15 protein-coding genes and 2 riboswitches are annotated in these 19,891 nt (G+C 61.2%); of the genes, 7 read left to right on the forward strand and 8 right to left on the reverse strand.

Annotated features, from left to right (window positions below):
* The first annotated feature begins 122 nt into the window (after nucleotides 1-122).
* Nucleotides 123-236, forward strand: a riboswitch (TPP riboswitch).
* The gene (thiC, locus tag Q0X28_RS03030; RefSeq protein ID WP_296239398.1) at nucleotides 224-2,011 is read left to right on the forward strand and encodes a phosphomethylpyrimidine synthase ThiC; all 1,788 of its coding nucleotides are present in this window, start codon (nucleotides 224-226) and stop codon (nucleotides 2,009-2,011) included. Its footprint overlaps the riboswitch before it by 13 nt.
* 129 nt (nucleotides 2,012-2,140) lie before the next feature.
* Here the strand turns inward: thiC and Q0X28_RS03035 are convergent, their stop codons facing one another.
* From Q0X28_RS03035 to Q0X28_RS03055, 5 genes are all read right to left on the reverse strand, one after another.
* Entirely contained in the window at nucleotides 2,141-3,235 is a 1,095-nt protein-coding gene (locus Q0X28_RS03035) for a hypothetical protein (RefSeq protein ID WP_298576458.1), read from the reverse strand.
* 1 nt (nucleotide 3,236) lies between these two features.
* A complete protein-coding gene (locus tag Q0X28_RS03040) occupies nucleotides 3,237-4,217 on the reverse strand; it encodes an ATP-binding cassette domain-containing protein (RefSeq protein WP_298576460.1) in 981 nt (326 codons plus the stop codon).
* 70 nt (nucleotides 4,218-4,287) lie between these two features.
* Nucleotides 4,288-5,151: a thiazole synthase gene (locus tag Q0X28_RS03045; protein ID WP_296239401.1), complete on the reverse strand. Its 864-nt coding sequence runs from the start codon at nucleotides 5,149-5,151 to the stop codon at nucleotides 4,288-4,290.
* Nucleotides 5,152-5,154: 3 nt separating this feature from the next.
* Complete coding sequence (gene thiS / locus Q0X28_RS03050) at nucleotides 5,155-5,355, reverse strand: sulfur carrier protein ThiS (protein ID WP_296239402.1); 201 nt, start codon at nucleotides 5,353-5,355, stop codon at nucleotides 5,155-5,157.
* A 64-nt stretch (nucleotides 5,356-5,419) separates the two neighbouring features.
* The gene (locus tag Q0X28_RS03055; protein WP_296239403.1) at nucleotides 5,420-6,664 is read right to left on the reverse strand and encodes an FAD-dependent oxidoreductase; all 1,245 of its coding nucleotides are present in this window, start codon (nucleotides 6,662-6,664) and stop codon (nucleotides 5,420-5,422) included.
* Nucleotides 6,659-6,841, reverse strand: a riboswitch (TPP riboswitch). (Overlaps the previous gene by 6 nt.)
* Before the next feature lie 63 nt (nucleotides 6,842-6,904).
* On the opposite strand from Q0X28_RS03055, the gene thiE reads away from it, so the two are divergent.
* The 3 genes from thiE (at nucleotide 6,905) to Q0X28_RS03070 (ending at nucleotide 11,836) form a co-directional block, all read left to right on the forward strand.
* Nucleotides 6,905-7,663: a thiamine phosphate synthase gene (gene thiE / locus Q0X28_RS03060; RefSeq protein WP_298576463.1), complete on the forward strand. Its 759-nt coding sequence runs from the start codon at nucleotides 6,905-6,907 to the stop codon at nucleotides 7,661-7,663.
* Between the two features lie 184 nt (nucleotides 7,664-7,847).
* Nucleotides 7,848-9,281, forward strand: a complete 1,434-nt coding sequence (locus Q0X28_RS03065; protein WP_296239405.1) for a hypothetical protein — start codon at nucleotides 7,848-7,850, stop codon at nucleotides 9,279-9,281.
* The gene (locus Q0X28_RS03070) at nucleotides 9,281-11,836 is read left to right on the forward strand and encodes a serine/threonine protein kinase (RefSeq protein WP_298576465.1); all 2,556 of its coding nucleotides are present in this window, start codon (nucleotides 9,281-9,283) and stop codon (nucleotides 11,834-11,836) included. The genes Q0X28_RS03065 and Q0X28_RS03070 overlap by 1 nt, the downstream gene beginning before the upstream one ends.
* A 29-nt stretch (nucleotides 11,837-11,865) precedes the next feature.
* Here Q0X28_RS03070 and Q0X28_RS03075 read toward each other — a convergent pair whose 3' ends face one another.
* A complete protein-coding gene (locus Q0X28_RS03075) occupies nucleotides 11,866-13,062 on the reverse strand; it encodes an acetate/propionate family kinase (RefSeq protein ID WP_298576467.1) in 1,197 nt (398 codons plus the stop codon).
* A gap of 9 nt (nucleotides 13,063-13,071) precedes the next feature.
* On the reverse strand, nucleotides 13,072-15,180 hold the full coding sequence (gene pta / locus Q0X28_RS03080) for a phosphate acetyltransferase (protein ID WP_296239408.1): 2,109 nt from the start codon (nucleotides 15,178-15,180) through the stop codon (nucleotides 13,072-13,074).
* Nucleotides 15,181-15,642: 462 nt separating this feature from the next.
* On the opposite strand from pta, the gene Q0X28_RS03085 reads away from it, so the two are divergent.
* Nucleotides 15,643-16,425, forward strand: a complete 783-nt coding sequence (locus Q0X28_RS03085) for an HAD-IIA family hydrolase (protein WP_296239441.1) — start codon at nucleotides 15,643-15,645, stop codon at nucleotides 16,423-16,425.
* Nucleotides 16,426-16,497: 72 nt separating this feature from the next.
* On the opposite strand, the gene Q0X28_RS03090 is transcribed toward Q0X28_RS03085, so the two are convergent.
* Nucleotides 16,498-17,502, reverse strand: coding sequence for an NUDIX domain-containing protein (locus Q0X28_RS03090; RefSeq protein ID WP_296239409.1), 1,005 nt, complete (start codon nucleotides 17,500-17,502; stop codon nucleotides 16,498-16,500).
* 309 nt (nucleotides 17,503-17,811) lie between these two features.
* On the opposite strand from Q0X28_RS03090, the gene Q0X28_RS03095 reads away from it, so the two are divergent.
* Entirely contained in the window at nucleotides 17,812-19,233 is a 1,422-nt protein-coding gene (locus Q0X28_RS03095) for an FAD-dependent oxidoreductase (protein ID WP_296239410.1), read from the forward strand.
* A gap of 43 nt (nucleotides 19,234-19,276) precedes the next feature.
* Nucleotides 19,277-19,831 (forward strand): DJ-1 family glyoxalase III, encoded by a 555-nt coding sequence (locus Q0X28_RS03100; RefSeq protein WP_296239411.1) that lies wholly within the window; start codon nucleotides 19,277-19,279, stop codon nucleotides 19,829-19,831.
* The last annotated feature ends 60 nt before the right edge of the window (nucleotides 19,832-19,891 follow it).

Here is a 19,891-nt window from a genome sequence, read left to right on the forward strand (position 1 = left end):
ACCAAAGTGGAAACTAGTGGAAACAAGGCACACGACCAACTCTCCTCACCACCAGCGAAAACGCAGAAACGCTTGCCAATGAGGTGCAAAAAAATCTCTATCCGCTACGCTCGAAAATGCAACAACACAATTGCGGGTGCTCCACCGAACCTGGGGCTGAGAATGCAAAGGCGCTTGCATGACCGCCATGACCTGATCGGATAATGCCGAAGAGGGAGTCATAATGAACGATTCTGCCCGTAGCTCCATTTCGACGATCACCACGGGACCCATCTACCACAGCGAGAAGCACTACCTCGACGTGCCTTACGACGCAGCGGAATCCGCCCCCGGGGCAGCCCTCCTTGCGGGCTCACCCACCACCTGTACTCTCCGCGTACCCGTCCGCCGCATCAACCTCACCAACGGTGAACACTGCGACGTCTACGACACCTCCGGTATCTACACGGAAACCCAGTACGCCCCCACAGAAGATGGCAGCTACCCCACCCAGCCGGACCTCGAAGCCGGGCTTGAGCGCCTCCACGAAAGCTGGCCCCAGTTCGCCGCCGTCCCCGCCGACCCCACCAGCAACACCCCCGAAGGGCAGAAACTGGTGCGCACCCAACTAGCGTGGGCACGCAATGGCATCATCACCCCGCAAATGGCCTTCATCGCCGCCCGCGAAAACATGCCTGCCGAACTAGTGCGGGAAGAAGTCGCCGCCGGACGCGCCGTCATCTGCTGCAACCACAACCACCCAGAGGCGGAGCCGTGCATCATCGGCAAACGCTTCGCCACCAAGATCAACGCCAATATCGGCAATAGCGCCGTCACCTCCTCCATTGCGGAAGAAGTAGAGAAGATGGTGTGGGCCACCCGCTGGGGAGCCGATACCATCATGGACCTGTCCACCGGCAAGGACATCCACGAAACCCGCGAATGGATCCTCCGCAACTGCCCCACCCCGCTGGGTACCGTCCCCATGTACCAGGCACTGGAGAAGGTGAAGGGCGACCCCACCAAGCTCACCTGGGAGATTTACAAGGACACCGTCATTGAACAATGCGAGCAGGGCGTGGACTACATGACCATCCATGCGGGCGTACTGCTGCAATATGTGCCACTTACCGCCAACCGCGTCACCGGCATTGTGTCCCGCGGTGGCTCCATCATGGCCGCCTGGTGCCTGGCCTACCACAAGCAGTCCTTCCTCTACGAGAACTTCGCCGAACTGTGCGACATCCTGGCCAGCTACGATGTGACATTCTCGCTGGGTGACGGTCTGCGCCCCGGCTCCATCGCGGACGCCAACGACAAGGCACAGCTAGCCGAACTACACACCCTGGGCGAACTGACCAAGATTGCCTGGGCGCACGGTGCCCAGGTGATGATCGAAGGCCCCGGGCACGTGCCGATGCACAAGATCGTGGAAAACGTGACGCTGGAAGAGGACTGGTGCCACGAGGCCCCCTTCTACACACTGGGCCCGCTCGCCACCGACATTGCCCCCGCCTACGACCACATCACCTCCGCTATCGGAGCGGCGATTATTGCCCAGGCCGGCACTGCCATGCTCTGCTACGTCACTCCCAAGGAACACCTGGGCCTGCCCAACCGGGACGACGTCAAGGTGGGGTGCGTGACCTACAAGATTGCTGCCCACGCCGCCGACCTGGCGAAGGGGCTGCCGAATGCGCAGGCCCGCGACGATGCGATGTCCAAGGCTCGCTTTGAGTTCCGTTGGCGCGACCAGTTCGCGCTGGCGCTGGACCCGGATACCGCACAGGACTACCACGATGAGACGCTGCCTGCCGAGCCCGCCAAGCACGCCCACTTCTGCTCCATGTGTGGCCCGAAGTTCTGCTCAATGCGCATTTCGAAGGATGTGCAGGACTACGCCCGCGAGCACGGACTGGATAGCGAGGAAGCTATTGCGGCCGGGATGGCAGAGAAAGCTGCCCAATTTGAGGCTGTAGGCGGCGAAGTCTACGTGCCTGTCGAGGAGCTGCAGGCGACCACCACCCTCTAAAACACGCCCTCATAAAATGGGTGTTCAAAGAGGGTAGGTCTCCGCGACGCTAATTGGAGATAACGAAGCCGGGACAGTGCGAGACTGTTCCGGCTTCGTTCTGTAGTTTTACGCCACTGCGGGGGCGAGTTAAAGCTCGTGGGCGCCCTTATTGGGGTCACGGCGTTCCGCAGCGTCACTGGGCGGCACAGGCGCACTGGGTTGAGCGGGCCGAGGGGACCGCGACTGTACCGGCGGCTCTGCGCCACTCGTTTGGGGAGGTACAGGGAAGCCAGTGCCGCCCCGGTTAGTCCAAGGAACCTGCTGCAGCCGGGATTGCGGCGCCGTAGGGGCGGCGGTGGCAACATCGGTCGCAGGGACCGTCGGGGCGGAAGGCAGTGCGGAATTCAGAACCGGAGCATCTGCGGTCGCTTTAACCGCCACCGATTTCGGGCCACTCTTGAACTTTCGCAGTGCCGGATCAGAGACAAAGAGGCCAATGATGAAGAGCAGCGCCGCAATGCCGAAGAAGTAAGCACCGGCTCCAAACTCGTTCCATTTAAAGGTAAACACTGTCGTGGTCGTCGAGCCATTAATGAAGTAGTAAAGGTTCTGGAAGGGCAGGAAAGGACCAAAGTTCACTTTGGCGGAGAAGACCAGAAGGATGGTTTCAATAGCCGTCATCCACACCACCAGCAGCGCAATCGCACCAGCAGTATTGCGGATAATCATGCCGATTCCCATCGACAACAGTGCCAGCAGGAAGAAGGCGACCGGGATACGCCAGTAGTAATTGGCCCAGTTAGAGGAGAAAATCTCGACGTTACCGACATTGATGGTGACAAGTTTCGCGGCCAGGCCGGCAAGGAAGGTGGTGACGAGACCCACCAACGCCATATAGAGACCGCCCACCACTAGCTTCGCAAGGAAAACAACGGGGCGGCGCGGGGTACCGCGGAATGTCGACTCAATAGTGAGGGTACTGTACTCGGTGGTCACCAGGGTGACGGAGAAGATGAGCACGACAAGAAAACCAATACCCGTCACGCCCATGAGGAGTTCCTCCGGAGGATACGCGAAAGCACCACCAACATTCCGTCCGTGCAGCAGTGAGCGGTACAGCCAAGCGACAAACGCGGAGCTAGCGACACCAAAAACGCCAATGATGATGGTGGAGACGAGGGCGGACCGGATGGACCACATCTTGATCCACTCAGCGCGCATAGCGTTATAGAAGCTCTTCATGCTACTTTGCCTCCTTTCCGGTAGAAGCTGGGACAACCGGGGCAGTGCCAGCCACGCTACCGCTGCGATATTGTTCCCACTCCTGCGTCATCTGCAGGTAGACGTCTTCGACGGTGGCACCCACCGTCACCAGCTCGTAGAGGGGAATGTTGTTCTCAGCTGCGAGGTCCGCGACGGCGGAGGTACTTTCCACATCCACCAGCACGGCTGCGCCCAACGACGGGTCGATGCTGAGATCGGTGGGGTCGATGACGGCAGAGAGGCCGGCCCCGGTGAGTACCTGCACCAGCTGCGGAGCGAACTTCGTGCGGGCCCGAACCTGGGTGGGAGCCTGCTTAGCGAACTCCGTCACCGTAGTATCGGCAAGCAGTTTGCCCTGGCCGAGGACGACCAGGCGGTCTGCTGTAAGGGAGATTTCCGAGAGCAGGTGGGAGGAGACGAGAATGGCGCGCCCCTCCGCGGCAAGACTCTTGGCAAAGTGACGGAACCAGGCAATACCCTCGGGGTCCAGACCATTAATCGGTTCGTCGAAGAGGAGACAGCTGGGGTTGCCCAGCATAGCCTCTGCCATGCCGAGGCGTTGGCGCATACCCATGGAGTAGGAACGAGTGTGGTTGTTTGCGGCTTCCGTCAAACCCACCAAGTCGAGGCACTCGTCAACACGTTCCATCGGGATACCGTTTGATGCGGCCATGTAGCGCAGGTGATTCCGCCCGGAGCGCTTCGGATGCATACAGCGAGTGTCTAGCAGTGCGCCGACCGTACAGAGCGGGTTGGTGAGCGAACGGTAGGGCACACCGTCAATGAGTGCAGTGCCGGCATCGGGAGTTTCCAAGCCAACGATCATGCGCATGGTGGTCGATTTCCCTGCGCCGTTGGGGCCGAGGAAGCCGGTGATATGTCCCGGTTCGACTGTAAAGGTGAGGTCGTCTACAGCGGTCTTTTTGCCGAACCGCTTAGTGAGCCCAGAAATCGTGATCATAACACCGAGCATTCACCTGAAACCTGGAGTCTTCCTGTGAACACACTGCTGGGTGGGTAAAACTTTGCGACTAATCGTCCTCGTCGGAAAGATCGAAGTGACCGGCCGGAGAAGACGCCTTACCCCAGAACCGCTTTGACATACGACCAGCTCGGTAGGCAGCACGGCCGGCCGCTACCGCGTGACGCATCGCCCGCGCCATCATTACCGGCTCTTGTGCCCGAGTAATAGCAGAAGCCATCAATACTGCATCGCAGCCCATCTCCATGGCAAGGGCAGCATCCGAGGCGGTACCAATACCGGCATCGCACACCACCGGAACATTCGCCTGAGCAATAATCATCTCCAGGTTGTGCGGGTTGCGGATACCCAAACCGGTACCAATGGGGGCAGCCAGCGGCATCACTGCCGAACAGCCCACCTCCTCCAGGTAGCGGGCAATAATCGGGTCGTCGGTGGTGTAGGGCAGCACCTTAAAACCGTCATCAATAAGTTGCTCGGCTGCGTCTAGCAAGGCAACCACATCGGGGAGTAGGGTGCGGTCGTCGGCAATCACTTCCAGCTTGATCCAGTTCGTGCCCAGTGCCTCCCGCGCCAACTGGGCGGTCAACACAGCCTCGCGGGCAGTGCGGCAGCCCGCCGTGTTGGGAAGCGGATCAATAGTGAGATCCTGCAAGAGCTCCAGGGTGCTGGCGGCACCTGTCCCGTGACCCAAGCGAGCATCCACCCGGCGGATAGAAACGGTGGTCAACTCGGTGCCGGAGGCGTCCAGAGCATCCTTCAGTATCTGCTGGTTAGCGGCGCCGCCGGTACCCATAATGAGACGCGAGCGGAAGGTACGCCCCGCAATGGTGAGCAGATCCTCACCGGCATCGGCATGGTCGTCGGCGGCGAGGCGCTGGGTGAGCTCCTCTGCCTGGTTCTCGTCGCGCATAAATTAGCCTCCCTGGACAGCGGTAAGAATGTCCACTTCAGCACCCTCCGCGAGGGTGGTGGTGGCCCACTGGGATGCGGGAACAACGGCGGCATCAACGGCAACTGCGGTGCCCGCACTAGTGAGCTGGCGCTCGGCCATAAGGTCAGCGACAGTAGCGTTATCGGCGATGGTGATCGCTTCACCATTCACAGTAATGGTCATGGGGTCCTCCTGTAGTCGGAAAGGGCAATGGCCCTCTGCGGGATGACGGGGGTAACGAAACTCGTTAAAGAATAAAGTTCGGGATACGGTGCGGGTCGCAGGACTTTGCCTCCGGCAACTCCTGGCCCACCAAGGCAGCCACCGCTGCCACAGCGGAGAGCGGCGTGTGGAGAATACCATTACGGCCATGCCCGGTGGCCACCACCAGGCGACCATCCAAGGCCTCCTCCACCCGGCCAAGATAGGGCAGGTTGTCGATACTGCCCGGGCGCAAGCCGGCGATACACTCGTAAAGCTCGTAGTCGGAAACGCCGGGGAAGAGAATCTCCGTGTCCTCCAGCAGCTGGAGCACACCACCCACCGTCACCTGACGGTCCTCCCCATGCTCATATTCAGTGGCGCCGATGAGCAGACCCCACGGGCGCGGCACCAGATAGATGGGGCGGCCATGCACACGGCCACGGATAGTACGCTTGGGCGGCTCCGGCACACCAGGGCGGAAGTGGAGACGCAGCACCTCCCCCTTAATGGGACGAATAGGGAGGTTGAGGCCGACTGTGGCAGCAAGTGCTTGGGAACCATTACCTGCCGCCAGCACCACCTGGTCGTAGTTGCCCACTTTGCCGTTCACCAGATCGTGCAAGTCATCAATCTGACGCTCGCAGAGGGTGACGCCATAGGTTCCCTCACACTGCTCCCGCAGCGCCGCCAACAATTCGCGGTTATCGACGGAACGCTCCCCCTCAGTGAGGAGGGCAGCTCGGGCGGCACGGCTCAACGACGGCTCCAGCGTACGCAGCTCGCGACGGGTGATCTTACGCATCCGCGCATCCACCGGGTTATCCGAACCGGGGGCCAAGAAGGGCGCTACCCCATCGATGGTGCCGCCGCGGGCCCACAGATCCTCCCGCTCGGTGACGTACTGATAGATCTTCTCCAGGTCCTCCACGTCGCCCTCATCCACACCCACATTGAGAGTACCGGCCGTGGAGGTGAACACGTTGGGGTGGTTAGCGTTCAGTTTTCCGCCGAAACCCGGCCAGTGGCGCAGCGAGGCAGCCCCCAAGCGCAGCTGTTCGTCCTCCCCCGGCCACGCCTCGGTAATACCGCCGAGCATGCCGCCAGCACACCAGCCAGCCGAGTTCCCCCAGGAGAGGGAAGGGTCATAGACGGTGACGGTGAAGCCCGCCGACGCCGCTTTAAGGGCGGTGGCGAGGCCGATAACAGATCCGCCGACAACGGCGATGTTTGTCCCTAACGTCTTACCATTGGAATCAGTCGCAGTAATACGTGAGCTGAGGTCAAACATAAAAAGCGCACTCCCTTCGCCGGAATTATCCGGAGCAGGTTCAACCGGTCGGACTCCACGAGTCCCTCTCAGCCTCTCCACTCGGTGACGACATCACACCTCACCAGCGGAGGATCCGTCGGTAGTTGGCAGCCTGCCACAGACCGGACAGACCCGGAGGCTCCCGGGAAATAAATCTGTTCTTTATCTACCTATCTACCCTACTCGCTGAAATGTGGCACGCTAGGAGATGTGAAACTTATGCCGTCAGAACACTCCTCCCGATCCACCGCGGCCCGCAGCCAAAACTCCGTCACCCCCCGCGAACGACTCCAGGACGCCTACCTCTACCTGTGCGTCGACGCCCGGCGCCACCTGGACGGAGACCGCCCCCGCTTCACCGCCTTGCGGGAACTCGCCGAGCAGGTATGTGAAGGCGGCTGCGACATCATCCAGCTGCGCGACAAAAACTCCGTAGGGGAACGCGAACTGGGAAAGATGACGATCATCGAACAACTGGAAGCGCTGCGGGTGCTAGCAGAGGTGGTGCACGCACACGGGGCACTACTGACCGTCAACGACCGCATGGATTTGGCAGTGGCAGCCGGCGCCGATGTTGCCCACGTCGGACAAGACGACATTCCCACCGAGGTAGCCCGACAGATTCTCGGTGACGAGGTGGTCTTGGGCCTTAGTTGCCACTCCCCCGCCGATGTGGATGCCGCCATGGCCAACCCCTACATCGACTACTTCTGCACTGGCCCCATCTGGGCCACCCCCACCAAACCCGGGCGCCCTGGCGTAGGCCTGGAGTTGGTGGAGTATGCCGCCCGCCAACAGGCCGAAGCCCGCCAACCGATGGTGAAACCGTGGTTCGCTATCGGTGGCGTCAACACCACCAACGCCCCCGACGTGGTGGCAGCTGGGGCGAACCGGCTGGTGGTGGTGCGCGCCCTCACCGACGCCCCCGATCCCGTCGCCGCCGCCCGAACGCTTCGCACCTGTGCCACTGGCGAATAAACGAACACGATCCGCCCCACGAGCAACCAGACAAGTAACGCAAAAGCTGGCAGAATCGACACTATAAGTAGGACTAACTGCTGCCCGCTGGTGCTCTCCGGACAGCACCAGATGCACGAGCCGCACCAGCTATGCCAGATAGATGAGCTGTGCCAGAGGAATCGCTTGAGGAGGTTGTTCACCGATGCGTCTCACTCCGCGTCAACGCCTCCTCCCCGAACGCCCCCTCACGGAACTCCGTAACGCCGTCCAAAACCGCAACATCGACAAAGCTCTCAACGCTAGCTTTGACTACGACGAAACCTCCGATAACCCCGTCGACAATCACGAATTCAGTGTGCGGGAGCGGCTCTCCTTCCTCCGCGGCTTCCTCTCCACTACCCCCGGAAAATTCTCCATCGTCACCACCCTGCTGCTGTTGTGCTGCATCGTCCTGGGCGGTGCCTCCGCCTCTCTCACCTTCGACCGACAGCAACAGCTCGACACCATGCTGCGCGAATCGGAGCCCCTCGCCCACGCCTCCCAACAGCTCTACAGTTCCCTCTCCCTCGCCGATACTGCCGCCACCACGCAGTTCATGATTACAGAAGAGAGCGACCAGGTGACGCGTCAATACGAACGCGCCATCATTAACGCCTCCACCAGCGCGATCGGTTCCCGCTCCGGCGCCTCCACCTTTGACAAGGCTAACCGGACGTTGCTCGTGAAGATTAACGCCAACATCCCCGTCTACACGGCGCGCATTGGGCAGGCTCTCGCCGAACAGAGTATGAACAACCCGCTCACCATCATGCACCAGGCCGATGCCCGCTCCATTATGGAAGAACATCTGCTCCCCGATGCCGAACAGCTCTATAAAAACCGCTACGCCTCCATCAACGTGGCGCAGAAAGCCTGGGCACGCCCCCTCTACGCTGCTGGTTTCTGTCTGATACTGCTTATCGCCACACTGGTGGCCGCACAACTGTGGCTCACCCACGTCACCCGCCGCCGCTTCAACCTGGGGCTTCTGGCCGCCACCGTGCTGGCGATCGTCTCCCTCCTGTGGGTGCTGGTCTCCTCCGGAATCTCCTTGGCCACCGCCGACAGCAGCGCCCCTGACAATCACTCCATTACGGAGATTCTCACCGACGCCCGCATCACTGCCCAACAGATGCGCTCTCATGAGATGGTGGAGCTCTCCCAGGCGAACGCCGGTTCTACCATCGAGTCCGCCCCGTTCCTCAAGAACATGGATAAGGTGACGGGCGCCATCGATACCTTCGCAGAGCGCTCCGGCTCCGCGGAATCCGTAAAACTCACCGATCAGACTCGGACAGCTCTCGACGCCTGGCGAAACACTCACCAGGAGATGGTGGACCAGTTGGCTGACGGGAACCGCAAGCAAGCCACCGCCATTGCCACCAGTATGTCCCGCAGTGCCGGCGGTGGACAGTTCAACGAGGTCGACACGCTGCTGCAACGCTGCATCAGTTCTGCCCGCGGCCAAGTCCGCGATAGCGCCAACCTAGCCCACAGCACCATCTTTGCCACCGGCGTGGGACTCGTCATCCTGCTGGTGCTGGAGTCCGTGTGTGTGGTCGCCGGGTTCCTCCCCCGCTACCGGGAGTACGAGTAATGAGCGAAGACACTACTGAACCCACCACTGAACCGACCGGCCCCACCAGTACGTCCGGTCCCATTACTGGGCCGACCAGCGCAACGGGACCAACTGGGCCGACCGGACCAACTGGGCCAGCCACCGGCCCCGTCAGCGAACCTGCCACCGCCATGACCGCCATGACCGCCGCCGTCCCCTTCAACCCGGACGACGACGATGACGAAGACGAGTACTCGCTCTCTGAGCTCCTCGCCATGGGTGAGCCCACGGGGCCCGCCAACACGTCCACGGGCAGTGCCGATGAAAAAAACAATGCCGACGCAGAAAGCAGTGCCGCCACCACCGCCACGCCTACGCCTTCCCCCCACGACGACCCCACCGGCACCCCCACTGCCGCCGTCACCGCACCCGACAATGACGTCGTCAGCACCGTTGGTGTTGTCAAAGTCCCCGTCTCCCCCGGCATCAACGGCGGCGAACACCCCCACCGCACCGACACCGCCGACCGCCTCGATACCGAATTCGAAGTCCAGCAACGGCCCGGCCGCCGCGTCGCCGACGGACTCGTCACCATCCCCTTCATCACCCCCTACGACCCCCTCGACGCCCTCCTCAGCAAGGAAAAAGTCGCCAAAGTCGCCGAACAAAAAGGCGTCCCCCTCCCCCGCCTCAAACCCGGCGACTGGGTAGGCGACCAATACGAAATCCAAGGCGTCATCGCCTACGGCGGCATGGGATGGATCTACATTGGCCGCGACCACAACGTCTCCGAACGCTGGGTCGTCTTCAAAGGCCTCCTCGACACCAACCGGGAAGAATCCCTCGAAGTCGCACGCGCCGAAAAAGAATTCCTCGCGCAGGTCACCCACCCCGGCATCGTCAACATCTACAACTTCGTCATCGACCACAACCCCGCCCACCACAGCGCAAACCAACCCGGCGACGCCGACTACATCGTCATGGAATACGTCGGCGGCCCCTCACTGCGCACTGTCCGCAACTCCAACCCTGGGCACGTCCTCGACGTCACCCTCGCCATCGGCTACATCCTAGAAGTCCTCCCCGCCCTCGACCACCTCCACTCCCTCGGGCTCGCCTACAACGACCTCAAACCCGAAAACATTATGCTCACCGAGGACCAGGTAAAGCTCATCGACATGGGAGCCGTCACCCCCATCGGCAAATTCGGCTACATCTACGGCACCCCCGGCTTCCAGGCCCCCGAAATCGCCACCAGCGGCCCCTCCATCGCCTCCGACATTTACACCGTCGGCCGCACCCTCGCCGCCCTCATTATGCGGCTCCCCCACGAAGACGGCGTCTACAAACCGGGCATCCCCTCCCCCACGGACGAGCCGCTCATGCATAAACATGACAGCCTCTACCGGCTCCTCCGCCGCGCCACCGACCCCAACCCGAAGCACCGCTTCACCTCCGCCACCGACATGTCCGTGCAGCTCATGGGTGTGCTACGGGAAATCCTCTCGGAGCGGGAAGGCCGCGAATACCCCTTCCTGTCCACCCAGTTCTCCCCCCAGCGCAACACCTTCGGCATCACCAAAGAGGTAGCCCGTACTGACTTCCTCCGCGACGGCCGTATGCACGACTTCCTCCTCAACCCCGAATCGCTGGCGGAAGCCCTCCCCCTCACACTCTCTGACCCAGACGACCCCGGCGCACAACTCATTACCGCCACCAGCTACTCCACCCCGCAGGAACGCATCGACCAGCTGATGTCCGCACTGCAAAACCCCAACTCCCCCGCCCGCCACTCCACCGAAGTACCCCTTGCCATCGTGCGCTCCTACATTGACCTGGGCGACCCCACCATGGCCAAAGACATCCTCACCCAGATGCATCCGCACATCCTGGACTGGCGCTACGAGTGGCACCAGGGCATCACCAGCCTGCTCAAACACCGCTACCGGTCCGCCTACCGGCACTTCGACAGAGTCCTCGACAGCCTCCCCGGCGAAACCGGCCCCAAGCTAGCCCTCGCCTCCACCTCCGAACTCATCGTGCAAGATGAGCCAGACATGTCCCTGGCAGAAAAGGAAGAATGGCAGGCCATCGCCCGCAGCTACTACCGCACCTGCTGGCGTTGCGACCACACCACCGTGTCAGCTGGCTTCGGCCTGGCGCGCCAGCTCAACCATCTGGGAGAGGTGGAGCAAGCTGTAGCTACACTGTCTGAGCTGCTCTCCAACAACCGCCACTACCCAACTGCCGTGCTGACAGCCGTCCTCATGATGGTGCGCCGCCCGCCCGCCGAGCTGACGGAGGACGCGCTGGTGAAGGCAGCCGACATGCTGTTGACGCTGCCGGAGACCGAACCCCGTATTCGGCAAATACGCATCGTGGTGTTGGAGGCGGCCCTGCGGTGGCTGCGCTACAACAAGCTGCGGCACGCCGAACACCACAAGACCATCTTCAACCTGCACTTCTCCCGCAATGGAGTGCGTGGCGGGCTGGAGCGGAGCCTGCGTATTATGGCTCGCAATGCCCCCACCCGGGTACACCGGTACCGCCTGGTGGATATGGCAAATACAGTGCGGCCGGTAACGCTCTTCTAAGAGCTCCCGGCAGCCCCCACCCGAGCGCGCTATTTCGCGAACGCGAGAGCCATCCGGGAAATCGCAAGCTCTTCGTTGGTGGGAACCACGATAGCCGTCACCTTGGACTCGGGGGTAGAGATAACACAAGGTTCCTTGAACTTGTGGTTATTGACCACTGGGTCAATCTGGATACCCAGCTCTTCCAACCCCTCCAGGCAAGATTCCCGCATTTCGGGGGAATTCTCACCAATGCCAGCGGTGAAAGCAATGACGTCCACGCCACCCAACTCCGCCATGTAGGCACCCAAGTAGTGCTTGAGGCGGGTGACGTAGACATCCCAACAGAGCTGACCTTTAGGGTCGTGGACAGCCATGAGGTCGTCCAGGGTACGCATATCAGACGTACCGATGAGAGCTTTCACACCGGATTCACGGTTGAGCATATGGTCCATCTCATCCACGGTGTAGCCGCCCTGCCGCATGAGGTGAAGCACCACGGAGGGGTCGATATCGCCACAGCGGCTACCCATGACCAGACCGCCCAGCGGGGTAAGCCCCATAGAGGTGTCAATCGGCTTGCCGTTCTTCACTGCGGAAACAGAGGCCCCGTTACCCAGGTGCATGATGATCTGCCGCAGATTACTGGGATCGAGGTCGAGGAGTTTGGGAACCTGCTGGGAGACATATTGGTGACTCGTGCCATGAGCTCCGTAACGGCGAACCGCATAGGTGTCAGCAATATCCTGCGGAATGGGGAAGATGGCGGATGCTGCGGGGAGGTCAGCAAAGAACGCGGTATCAAATACGGCCACGTGGGGGACACTGGGGAGCAGCTTGCGGGCAACTTTCATACCCAGCACGTGGGCCGGATTGTGGAGAGGTGCCAGCGGGGAGAGACTCTCAATCTGGTCCATCACCGTGTCGTCAATTTCTACCGGCTCGCGGAAAAGGTTGCCACCTTGCACAACGCGGTGGCCAACAGCTACGACATCTTGCTCATCAAGGTTGAGTCCGACTTCCGCGAAGAGGTCGACAACGAGCTGCAGACCGATGCTGTGGTCGGGGATTGCGGCGGTGTGTTCGATCTTTTCTCCGTCGTGCTTGATGGAGTATTTGCCTTTCTCAAGGCCGATCTGGTCGACGAGGCCGGACGCGACGACGGCATCTGCACCTTCCAGAGCCGGGTTGATGAGCTGGTACTTGATGGAGGAAGAACCAGAGTTAATGACGAATACAGTGCTCAAGTGGGGCTCCTAAATGCTCTGAGCTTGGGTAGCAGTGACCGCGACGGTGTTGACGATGTCCTCCACGAGGGCGCCGCGGGAGAGGTCATTGATGGGTTTCTTGAGACCCTGCAGGATGGGTCCGACGGCGACAGCACCGGCAGTACGCTGCACTGCCTTATAGGTGTTGTTGCCGGTGTTGAGGTCGGGGAAGACCAGTACGGTGGCGCGTCCGGCGACAACTGAGTCGGGGGCCTTGGCAGCGCCGACGGTGGCGTCCACGGCCGCGTCGAACTGGATGGGACCGTCCACCGGGTACGGCATATCGCTGTCTTTGACGATGGCGACGGCTTCGCGCACCTTGTCGACGTCCGCGCCGGAGCCGGAGGTGCCGGTGGAGTAGGACAGGAGGGCGACGCGGGGTTCTACGCCGAACTGGCTGGCGGTCTCGGCGGAGGAGATGGCGATGTCAGCGAGCTGGGCGGGGGTGGGGTCGATGTTGACGGCGCAGTCGCCGAAGGCCAGCACGTGGTCCTCCAGGCACATGAGGAAGATGGAGGAGACGGTGGCGACGCCGGGCTTGGTCTTGATGATTTCGAAGCTGGGACGGATGGTGTGGGCGGTGGTGTGGGCGGCGCCAGAGACCATGCCGTCGGCTTTGCCGAGGTGGACCATCATGGTGGCGAAGTAGCTGATGTCCTTCATCTTTTCGCGCGCGTCATCAATGCTGATGCCCTTGTGTTTGCGCAGCTGGAAGTAGGTTTCTGCGAACTCTTCCAGACCGTCGTAGTGGGCGGGGTCGAGCAGTGTGGCGGCGGAGAGGTCGAGTCCAAGCTGCTTGGCGCGGGTGAGGATGGAGTCTGGGTCGCCCAGGATGGTGAGGTCGGCGAAGCCTTCGTGGAGGATGATGTCGGCGGCTTCGAGGATGCGGTCGTCGTCACCTTCCGGCAGCACGATGTGCTTCTTGTCCGCTTTGGCCCGCTGGAGCAGCTGGTACTGGAACATTTGGGGGGTGACGGAGGTGGGTGCGGGGGTGGCGAGGAGGTCGTCCAGCGGGGTGGCGTCGAACCAGTCGGTGGCGAATTCTTGTGCTTTGGCCAACTTGTGGGTAGCGCTGGTGCGCAGTACACCGCGGGTGTTGTCGATGGTGGTGGCGGTGGCGTAGGTGCCCAGTTGGGTGCTGAGGATGGGAACCTGGGTGTTGGCCTTGGCCATCTCGAGTTGTTCGGGGGTGGGTTCGACACTGGCGGTCCAGATGATGCCGACGATATTGGCGGTTTCTGGATCGTCCTGGTTGGCGAGCAGGGTGGCGATGGTGCTTTCGCGGTCGGCGGGGACGACGACGATGGAGTCTTCGGAGATGTGGTCGAGGATGCGCTGTGAGGTGACGCCTGCGACGGTGACGGCGAGGGCTTCATTGTTGAGCAGCTCGGGGTCGACGTCGTTGATGGGGGTGGCGTTGACGGCACGCTGGAGCTCGGAGACGGTGGGGGCGTGCAGGAGCGGAATTTCGGGGGTGGTGAGGACGGGGAGGTTGAGGGCGTCCCCGAAGGAGTCCCGGATTTCCTGTGCGAGCTCTTGGTAGTTGTCGCCGTCGGCGGGGATCCGGTTGACGATGAGGGCGGCCGGGTTCTGGTGGTTCTTGCGGAGGTGTTGGACGGCGGCGAAGCAGATGGAGCGGAGGGTGGTGACGTCGCGGTCGCGGAGGCTTTCGACGAGGAGGAGGCGGGCACCCAGGTTCATGGCGATTTGGCCGTTGAGGTCGAATTCGTCGGCCATGCCGGTGGAGTAGTCGCTGCCGAGGACGACGACGATGTCACATTTGGCTTGGATGGCGTCGAAGCGGGAGATGATGGTGGAAAGCGCGGTGTTACGGTCTTCCAGCAGATCAAGGTAGTTGACGCCGGTGCAGTCCTGGTAGGTGAGGTCGGCGTTGCTGATCTCGGTGAGGGCCTGCAGCATGGGGTCCCCTTGTTCGGAGGGGATGACGCTGGCGGGGAGGATGGGGTTCACCGGGCGGAAAATGCCGACGGTGTATCCGGCGTCCTTCAGGCCGTAGATAAGAGCTGCGGTAATGATGGAGGTGCCGGCGTTGGCTGCCGATGCCATGACGTAGAAGGGGGCTTGGTTCCGCTCCATAGAAGTCACCGATTCCTTGCGTTTCAAGAGTTGTGCGGATTTGTCGCGTGGCGACACTGTCGTTGTCGTAAATTAGCTATAGCTCGGGTGTCTTGTGGATCCCCGGGTTGCGCCCTTAGCGCTTATTCTAGTGAGCACGATTAGCTACAGACGAATTTTCTTGGCGTGCACTCTGTGCCCTGCAGTGTGTCTGCTCGGTTGGGTGTGTTTGTCGCGGTGTGGAACTGCTCGTTGCGGCGTGGTCTATTCGAATACACACTGTTCTGGTGATCTCTACCAGAAGCTAGCTTTTTCGCTGCGACCTGAGACAATAGAGATATGACAACGAAAGACAAGACGGCACGAGTGAGTGCAGGTTCTGCCGAAAATATGGAGGAGGACTCCGCATTGAAGAAGCAGCAGGACAAAAAAGAGGAGAAAAAGGACACGTCATCGTCTGTGAAGTGGAACTTCCTGACTGACATGGATGGCGTTCTGATTAAAGAGAACAAGCCCGTTGAGGGCGCTGAAAAGTTCCTTAAAGAGTTGCAGGACAACGACACCAACTACATGGTGTTGACGAACAACTCGATTTTTACGCCGCGCGATCTGTCCGCCCGGCTTGCCCTCAGCGGCATTGACATTCCCGCGGAGCGCATCTGGACCTCCGCGCTGGCCACCGCCGCCTTCTTGGATGAGCAAAATCCTTATGGCACTGCCTATGTGGTGGGCGAAACCGGACTCACCACCGCCATCCACGAAGCTGGCTACATTCTGACCGACACCAACCCCGACTATGTGGTGTTGGGCGAAACCCGCACGTACAGCTTCGAGGCCATTACGAAGGCCATCAACCTCATTATTAAAGGTGCCAAGTTCATCTGCACCAACCCTGATAACACGGGTCCCGCCCCGGAGGGTGTACTGCCGGCAACCGGTTCGGTCGCATCTCTCATCATGGCGTCCACCGGCAAAGAGCCCTACTACATTGGCAAGCCGAACCCGATGATGATGCGGTCCGCGCTGCGCGCGATGGGTGCACACTCCGAGGAGACCATTATGATTGGCGACCGGATGGACACAGATGTGAAGTCTGGCTTGGAAGCTGGCATGCACACGTTCCTGGTGCTCTCCGGTATCTCGGATGTGAAGGAAGCGAACAGCTGGCCCTACCGTGCCAGCCGCATTATTGATTCGGTTGGGGCACTGGTGGGCCACACGAAGGATCCGCTGAGTGTGGAGGATTCCGACCTGGTCAAGGACTAGCGGAACACTACCCCGGAGACGGCGAGGGCCTGCGCACTACTGCGCAGGCCTGTGCTTTATCTGGGCTCTTCGCTAGCGGAAGAGGCAGGTGTTGTCCCAGATGTGGGTGAAGTTCTGCGGAAGCTCGTTGATGAGGTCTTCATTGTCGGTGACGACGATGGTGTCCCGCCGCTTCGCCACATTCTCCAATACCATCTTCTGCACGAGGGACGCCGAGTCGCTTTCTGCGTCGAGGGTGTGGAAGTAGCTTTGGGCGGTGTAGGGCAGTGCGTGGTCTTCCTGTGCACCCACAATTTTTCCACCGAGTACGACGGTGCAGTGGGCAGTCCAGTAGAAGCCGGGTTCGTCCACGATGTTGGCGTAGCCGTCTTCGTCGATGAAGTCCATGTTGTGGCGGCGACGCCACACCCAGGGGCGACTCTTCGCAATTTTCCCCAGCATATGGTCGGCTTTGCTGCGTCGGCTCTGCCACCAGTGGGTGTCGCGGCCGGCATAGACGGATTCGCCGTCCACAATGAGGTCCGCTTCGATGGTCTGAAGCCCGGTCCAGGCGTGGGCGAACCCGGGGATGAGTTCGAGTTGGGAGACGTCGTCTTCGGAGAGCCAGGCGAGTTCTTCGGATTCTTCGTCTGCTTCGTAGTCGGCAGGTGCGTTGAGGTCGGCGACGACGGTGGTGTAGGTCCACAGGCCGCGTTCCATGTCGACGCGTTCGAAGTAGCGGTCACCGTTGCGGGCAACGCGGTCTCCGAGGGGGTTGAAGTCGCGGGTGAGGCGTTTGATGTAGTGCATGCCGGCGGTGGGTCCGTACCAGCGGGCGCGGGCAGGGTCGACGGTAATGTGGGTTTCTTCGTAGACTTCCCGAAGGGCTCCGGTTACTGGAGTTTCGTGGGAGTCGATGGCGCCGCCAGGGAGACCCCACGTGCCGCCGGCGTTGGTCCATTGTGCGCGGTGCTGCATGAGAATGAGGGGGGTGCCGTCTTCAGCGGGGGCACGGAGGAGAAGTCCGGCTGCGCCGAAAACCCCCCAGCGATGCTCGTCTTGGGGGCCAATGCACATTCCATCGCCATCATGATCCACGATGCCTACTTTACTGGTGAGAGAGGTGGGAGCGGACTATTCGTGGGTTCCGTTCGCTGCTGGCTGCAATTTTACCCCGAAAATGGGGGGAAATTACCAGCGACCCCCACCGGAGCGCGTGTGTGGGGGCCGCTGATATCTTGTGACGAACGAGGAGGAGTATCTGCCCTTACTCCATCTCGCACTACTTATATTAGGGTAGGCTAACCTACTAGCGCAAGTCCTCTGTTAAACTTTTTGAAAAAAGTTTTCTTGCCCTCTTCTGTAGAATAGAAACCACAACTGACCTCGAATGTAGAAGAAGTGACTATGACCCGACCTATTCGCGTCGCCATCATTGGTTCTGGCCCTGCCGGCATTTACGCCTCGGACTGCCTCATGAAGTCCGCCGCCGCCCAGGACCCCGGCGTGAGTATTGACATCCTCGAACGCATGCCCGCCCCCTTCGGACTCATCCGCTACGGTGTCGCCCCCGACCACCCGCGCATCAAGGGCATCGTCAGCTCCCTGCACCAGGTCCTCAACAAGCCTCAGGTGCGCTTCTTCGGCAACGTAGAGTTCGGCACCGACGCCACCCTAGACGACCTGCTCCAGTACTACGACGGCGTCATCTTCGCCACCGGCGCCAAAGCAGACCGCGCCCTCGACATCCCCGGCATCGACCTGGACGGCTCCTTCGGGGCAGCCGAATTCGTCGCCTGGTACGACGGTCAGCCGGAATTCCCCCGCGAGTGGCCCCTCGAGGCCGAAAAGGTCGCCGTGGTTGGTGTCGGCAACGTCTCCCTAGACGTCTCCCGCATCCTCGGCAAGACCGCCGAAGAACTCCTCGTCACCGAGATCCCCGACAACGTCTACGCGGGTCTCAAAGCATCCAAGGTGAAGGAAGTCCACGTCTTCGGCCGTCGCGGCCCCGCCCAGGCCAAGTACACCCCGGTTGAACTGCGCGAACTCGACCACTCTCCCAACGTCCAGGTACTCGTCGACCCCGAGGACATCGACTACGACGAAGCATCCGAGGAAGCCCGCCGCGCCGCCAAGGCAACCGATATGGTGTGCACCACCCTCGAGAACTACGCCATGCGTGACGAGGACCCCAACCCGAACATCCGCAAGATCTACATTCACCTCTTCGAATCGCCCGTAGAAATCCTGGGCGAAAACGGCAAGGTCGTAGGGCTCCGCACCGAACGCATGGAGCTCAACGGACAGGGCGGCGTCACCGGCACCGGCAAGATGACGGACTGGGAGGTCGGCCAGGTTTACCGCGCGGTCGGCTACCTGTCCTCTGCTCTGCCCGGCATCCCCTTCAACCACACGTTGGGCACTATCGACAATGTGGCGGGACGCGTCATCGACCAGACCGGTGAACACATTGCCCCGCTGTACACCACTGGCTGGGTGAAGCGTGGCCCGGTGGGCCTCATCGGCAACACCAAGTCCGACGCTAACGAGACCGTGCAGAACCTGCTGGACGATTGGGCCAGCGGCAAGCTGAACGAGCCTGCCCACCCGGCTCCCGAAGAGGCCGAGGCCTGGCTGGATAGCCTGCCGAAGAAGGTCACCGACTGGTCCGGCTGGTACCGTCTGGATGCCCACGAGAAGCGGCGCGGCGCAGAAGAAGGCCGCGAGCGGAAGAAGATCGTGGAGTGGGAAGAGATGGTTGAGGCTGCTCACGACATGGATATTGAGGACGAAGCCCAAGCTAACCGCCAAGGCAAGGGCGCACGCTAACAGCATTTCCACCAGACATCTCTCATCAGTGAAGGAGCGAGATATGACTACTGCTGTTGTTGTTCTTATTGATGGTTTCGAGGAGATTGAAGCTCTGGCCACCGTGGATATTCTGCGGCGCGGCGGAGTGGACGTCACCACCGCTTCCCTGACCGATTCACAGGTGGTGACGGGTGGCCACAACATTCCGGTACAGGCGGACGCAATGTTCGCCGACGTGGATGCGCAGGGCGCGGATGTGCTCATCATCCCCGGTGGTACCACCGCATTCGACGATCACGAAGGCCTAAAGAAGGAAGTCGTGGCCCGCGCAGAGGCCGACAAGTATGTGGCCGCGATCTGCGCTGCCCCCATGGTGCTGGGTGGGCTGGGCTTGCTGAAGGGCAAGAACGCAACCTGCTACCCGGGTTTCGAGAAGTACTGCGAGGGTGCAGTCATTCTGGATGCTCCCGCGGTGGTGGATGGCAAGATCATCACCGGCCATGGCCCCGGCTGGGCGCTGGAGTTCGCGCTGTCTATTCTGGCTGAGGTGGTCTCGGTGGAGAAGTCGGCCGAGGTTCGCAGTGGACTGCTGCTGGATGGCCCCAACGTTCCCTAGCAGAGCTTCTCACAGAGCGCCGAACGGAGATCCATCCTGATCCGGTGCCCTTCGCGCGCC

The sequence above is a fragment of the uncultured Lawsonella sp. genome (assembly GCF_947252745.1).
Taxonomy (GTDB): Bacteria; Actinomycetota; Actinomycetes; order Mycobacteriales; family Mycobacteriaceae; genus Lawsonella.

Coding starts and splice junctions, on each gene's coding strand:
- thiC (WP_296239398.1), top strand. CDS start 224: ATGAACGATTCTGCCCGTAGCTCCATTTCGACGATCACCACGGGACCC.
- Q0X28_RS03035 (WP_298576458.1), bottom strand. CDS start 3,235: ATGAAGAGCTTCTATAACGCTATGCGCGCTGAGTGGATCAAGATGTGG.
- Q0X28_RS03040 (WP_298576460.1), bottom strand. CDS start 4,217: ATGATCACGATTTCTGGGCTCACTAAGCGGTTCGGCAAAAAGACCGCT.
- Q0X28_RS03045 (WP_296239401.1), bottom strand. CDS start 5,151: ATGCGCGACGAGAACCAGGCAGAGGAGCTCACCCAGCGCCTCGCCGCC.
- thiS (WP_296239402.1), bottom strand. CDS start 5,355: ATGACCATTACTGTGAATGGTGAAGCGATCACCATCGCCGATAACGCT.
- Q0X28_RS03055 (WP_296239403.1), bottom strand. CDS start 6,664: ATGTTTGACCTCAGCTCACGTATTACTGCGACTGATTCCAATGGTAAG.
- thiE (WP_298576463.1), top strand. CDS start 6,905: ATGCCGTCAGAACACTCCTCCCGATCCACCGCGGCCCGCAGCCAAAAC.
- Q0X28_RS03065 (WP_296239405.1), top strand. CDS start 7,848: ATGCGTCTCACTCCGCGTCAACGCCTCCTCCCCGAACGCCCCCTCACG.
- Q0X28_RS03070 (WP_298576465.1), top strand. CDS start 9,281: ATGAGCGAAGACACTACTGAACCCACCACTGAACCGACCGGCCCCACC.
- pta (WP_296239408.1), bottom strand. CDS start 15,180: ATGGAGCGGAACCAAGCCCCCTTCTACGTCATGGCATCGGCAGCCAAC.
- Q0X28_RS03085 (WP_296239441.1), top strand. CDS start 15,643: ATGGATGGCGTTCTGATTAAAGAGAACAAGCCCGTTGAGGGCGCTGAA.
- Q0X28_RS03095 (WP_296239410.1), top strand. CDS start 17,812: ATGACCCGACCTATTCGCGTCGCCATCATTGGTTCTGGCCCTGCCGGC.
- Q0X28_RS03100 (WP_296239411.1), top strand. CDS start 19,277: ATGACTACTGCTGTTGTTGTTCTTATTGATGGTTTCGAGGAGATTGAA.